The following is a 1490-nucleotide window of genomic DNA, read 5'->3' as shown; positions in this document are numbered from 1 at the left end:
ACCTGGAAAGCTGGGTGCACGACATGCTTCCAGGGCGCCGTGCACACCATCGCGCGGGCGATCACAGCAGCACTGCCCCTGCCTCCCGGCCGGCCCTACCACCAGCGCAGAGAACGGTGTCCTGGACATCGACGACGACACCCAGTCGGACGTAGCCCCTCGTATCCGGAATCGGTTGCCGCCTGCCCAGCTGTTGACCTAGCGTGCGGCCGTGCCCGTCACACTGCGCCCGCTCACGCTCGATGACACCGCCGCGGTCCACGAATGGGCTCGCCTGCCGGAGTCCTGCCGCTATCAGGCGTGGGGACCCAACACCTACGAGCAGACGCAGGAATACATGCGGGCCGTGGTGGCGGCGTCCCCGGATCGGCTGATGTTCGCGGTGCTGGTCGAGGGTGAGGTCGTCGGCAGCGCCGAACTTAGGCTGCACGGCCCGAGCACCGGCGAGATCGCGTACGCGGTGCACCCACGCCTGTGGGGTCAGGGCATAGCCACGGTCGCGGCGCGGGAGCTGTTGCGGATGGGCTTCGACGAGCACGGACGCCACCGCATCTTCGGCACGTGCGACCCGCGCAACGTCGCCTCGGCTTCAGTCCTGCGAAGAATCGGCATGCGGTACGAGGGCCGGATGCGTGGCACCGCCTACATTCGCGACGGCTGGCGCGACTCGGACCTGTACGCGATCCTCGTCGACGACTGACCGGCCGGGGCCAAGCGGGCCGGCCCTCGAGCGACAAGCGCAGCAGGGGCCCCGACAGCTACACGGTGAACCGGCGTGGTCAGAGTCCGGCCGCGGCGTCATATCGGCGGCGCATGTCGGCCATTTCCGAGTCGACCAGCGCCTCCTTGAGCGCTAGCTGCGCGTACTTGTCCGGGAACATCTCACGCAGCCGGTCGACGTACTTGACGTCGGCGGTGGCCTCGACCACCTGGATGCCCGGAGGCTCGGTGGACATGTTCATGATGACCGGGCCGGCCAGCTTGACCGCCACGTCCCAGGGTCGCATCTGCTCGACGACCCCGCAGAGGTGGAAGCCGTAGACCGTCTGCACATCGGCGAGCGCGGTGACCTGGGCCGGCTCGTAGCCGTAAACGCGGACCCCGCAGACCATTGCGGGCCGCCCCTTCTCGGTGGCCTCCTGCTGAACATTGTGTCCGGCGTGTTGGTGCTGCTCCGGGTTGGATTCTTCGAGTGTGGTGCGCATCCGGGTCACGATCTGCGCCTGCAGATCCGCCGGCTCCGCCTCCGCGCCGGCCGAGTTGAGGGCAACGGCCGCGCCGGCCGACGTCGCCAGCAGGATCACCGCCACCCACACGTGGCGGTTGCGGTACCAACTCGAGAAGCTTCGCCGGGAAATCATGATCGTTTACCTCGTCGCCGGGTCTGGGGCACAGCTTTGAGCGGGAGCCTCCGGCCCCGGCCGTGAGGCGTTGAACGGGGCCGGGGTGGCGGTCAGCAGAAGTTGAAGTCGCAGCACCCCAATTACGCC

2 protein-coding genes are annotated in these 1490 nt (G+C 68.4%); one reads left to right on the top strand and one right to left on the bottom strand.

Features of this window, described 5'->3' with window-relative positions; genetic code table 11:
- Nucleotides 1-211 precede the first annotated feature (211 nt).
- Nucleotides 212-700 (top strand): GNAT family N-acetyltransferase, encoded by a 489-nt coding sequence (locus AB0M20_RS43085; protein ID WP_364307234.1) that lies wholly within the window; start codon nucleotides 212-214, stop codon nucleotides 698-700.
- Between the two features lie 79 nt (nucleotides 701-779).
- Here AB0M20_RS43085 and AB0M20_RS43080 read toward each other — a convergent pair whose 3' ends face one another.
- On the bottom strand, nucleotides 780-1361 hold the full coding sequence (locus AB0M20_RS43080) for a hypothetical protein (RefSeq protein WP_364307233.1): 582 nt from the start codon (nucleotides 1359-1361) through the stop codon (nucleotides 780-782).
- Nucleotides 1362-1490 lie beyond the last annotated feature (129 nt).

Origin of the sequence: Actinoplanes sp. NPDC051633, assembly GCF_040681735.1 — a bacterium.
Lineage (GTDB): Bacteria > Actinomycetota > Actinomycetes > Mycobacteriales > Micromonosporaceae > Actinoplanes.
This window is presented reverse-complemented; position numbering and strand designations above follow the sequence as displayed.

What these genes read in the sequence shown, in the direction of transcription:
- AB0M20_RS43080 (WP_364307233.1), bottom strand. Translation starts at nt 1,361, where the DNA reads ATGATTTCCCGGCGAAGCTTCTCGAGTTGGTACCGCAACCGCCACGTG.